This is a genomic window from Vibrio sp. 10N.237.312.B06, assembly GCF_041464685.1.
Taxonomy (GTDB): Bacteria; Pseudomonadota; Gammaproteobacteria; order Enterobacterales; family Vibrionaceae; genus Vibrio; species Vibrio tasmaniensis_A.
The window spans coordinates 1-2,288 of record NZ_JBFSPI010000177.1 but is presented as its reverse complement, the minus strand read 5'-3'; the positions used below and the strand labels follow the sequence as shown (position 1 = coordinate 2,288).

The 2,288-nt window shown below is 41.6% G+C and carries 1 protein-coding gene; it reads right to left on the bottom strand.

Annotation, left to right across the window (positions count from 1 at the left end; translation table 11 throughout):
* Positions 1–289: 289 nt before the first annotated feature.
* Complete coding sequence (locus AB6C75_RS23300; RefSeq protein WP_372109470.1) at positions 290–1,915, bottom strand: methyl-accepting chemotaxis protein; 1,626 nt, start codon at positions 1,913–1,915, stop codon at positions 290–292.
* Positions 1,916–2,288 lie beyond the last annotated feature (373 nt).

Below are 2,288 nucleotides of genomic sequence, written 5' to 3'. Positions count from 1 at the left end.
AACCACCGACACGAGGATTTTCAATCCTCTGCTCTACCGACTGAGCTATCCGGGCGACGAGGTGTATTAAACGTGTTTTCGCGTTCTGGGTCAACATTAAATTGCAAAAAAAGTATTGTTTGATGTTTTTCTATACTTAGTGGGTTGTTTTTGTTCGTTTGGGTAGAAAAACCTAGGTCTAGCATGCCTTAAAAGATGGCAAAACTACGGTTAACTGCTTTGAATGAGCGCTGAAATAAAAAAAGCACGTATGAAAACGTGCTTTTATATTAAGGTTTTTTTCGAGAGTTTAGTGTTTTACTTCAAACCTATTTACCCAAGTCTCTAATTCGTTAGAAAGAGAAGCTAAAGTTTGAGTACTGTTATGGCTTTCCGTTACGACATCGCTCAGTTGGTTGCCACTTTCTTCGATCATATTGATACGCTTCGATATATCATCGCTTACCTGAGTCTGCTCATCGGCTGCTGTTGCGATTTGATGGCTCATTGATGATATAGACTCTAATGCAATCACAATCTGTTGTAGCGCTTCAGAGGCATTCTGAGACTCTGCTACAGTACTTTCACTCGTTGCCGCACACACATTCATTGTTTGAATGGCGTTACGGGAACCTTCTTGAAGATTATTGATCATTAACTGAATCTCTTTGGTGCTCGATTGCGTTCGACCAGCAAGATTACGTACCTCATCCGCCACTACTGCAAATCCACGACCTTGTTCACCCGCTCGCGCAGCCTCAATAGCAGCGTTAAGTGCTAACAGGTTAGTTTGCTCTGCAATATCGCCTATAACGTCCAATACCTTAACAATATTGTTTACGTCGTTATCTAGGTTAGCAACAGCTTCACTGGCTGTACCTAGTTGTCCTGCTAGGCCTTGAATGTTATCTACTGTGTTGTGGATTAGGAGCTGAGTATGTTGGCTTTGTTTGTCTGCCTCGTCGGTGTTACGAGCTGTATCGCCAGCTGAATCGGCAACATTATTTGCTGAAGACGCCATCTCAGTCATTGCTGTTGCGATCATTTCAGTTGATTGTTGCTGAGTTTCAGTAAGTTGAGCGATAGAACCTGCACGATCTTCCACGCGCTGTAATTCGCCTCTTAACGCTAGCATTGAAGAGTTAAGGTTTGATACTAACTCTGCCAGTGATTGACTCATTTGTTGTACCGCGTGATAGATACTGCCTTGCTCAGCTTGAGTCTCAAACGATGTTTGAATTTTTCCTTCTGCGACAGCTTGTACTGCTTCTCTTACGTCTTTCGGTTCACCGCCAAGTAGCGATAGCATACGTTTAATTGAGATAATCAAGCTTGAAAGAATGACACCAGCAATAGCCAAACATAAAATCAGTTGCCATTGTGCTGTTGACCAAAACCTTGCGTTGACTTCATTGAAGCCGATACCTGTACCTACAACCCAACCCCAATGAGGTGTTTTTTCTGCGATGGACAGTTTTTCCTCAATGCTTCCGTCGGGGAGTTTTTGTGTCCAGGTGTACTCGACTATTTGTCCTGTTCTATTGCCAAGTGCTCGCTGAATAAGTTGGCCAACGCTATTTCCATCGCCATCTTTAAAATCATTAAAGCTGGTTCCGTGTAGTTGCGGATCTAAAGGTGTTGCGACAAAAGTCATATCTTCATCAGCAACATATACATATTCATTGTCTTTATAGATATTGTTGCGCAGTAGGCGAGTGGCAAGCTGTTTGGCTTGTTGTTCTTCTAGAGTGCCATCAATAGCCATTTTTTCGACTTCAGTAAGAATGCTGTATGCACTTTTAAATAGCTCCGTCACGCGAGCTTTGTTGTCTATGTTGCTAGCAACTCTTAAGGTCCATAAACCTGTAGCCGTAAGTGCGAGCAAGGCAATCAAAATGATGCCTGATAATAAATAAGCTTGCGTTTTTAATTTCATATTTCCCCGTGCAGCGATCTAATAATAAGTATGGTGTATCATTCACGAATCTTAAGCTAAGTCGTGTAGTGCAGGTATCAGAAAGGTATCAAAACATGATGAAGATTAAATTTACGAAGAAAAAAAAGTCCCCAAAAGAACATTTTTCGCTGTCAAATGAATAAACAGAGGTAAGAGCAATTACTCTATTGAGGGTGGCGAATGTAGTCTATTTACTCGAAGATCAAGATTTAATGTTGAACTGATGTGTTATTGAATGGCGTTAACTTTTATTCAAACGAAAAAAAGCCAAGTCTCTCGACTTGGCTTTCTTGAATGTGGCTCCCCTTGCAAGACTTGAACTTGCGACATACGGATTAACAGTCCGCCGTTC

Coding starts and splice junctions, on each gene's coding strand:
- AB6C75_RS23300 (WP_372109470.1), bottom strand. CDS start 1,915: ATGAAATTAAAAACGCAAGCTTATTTATTATCAGGCATCATTTTGATT.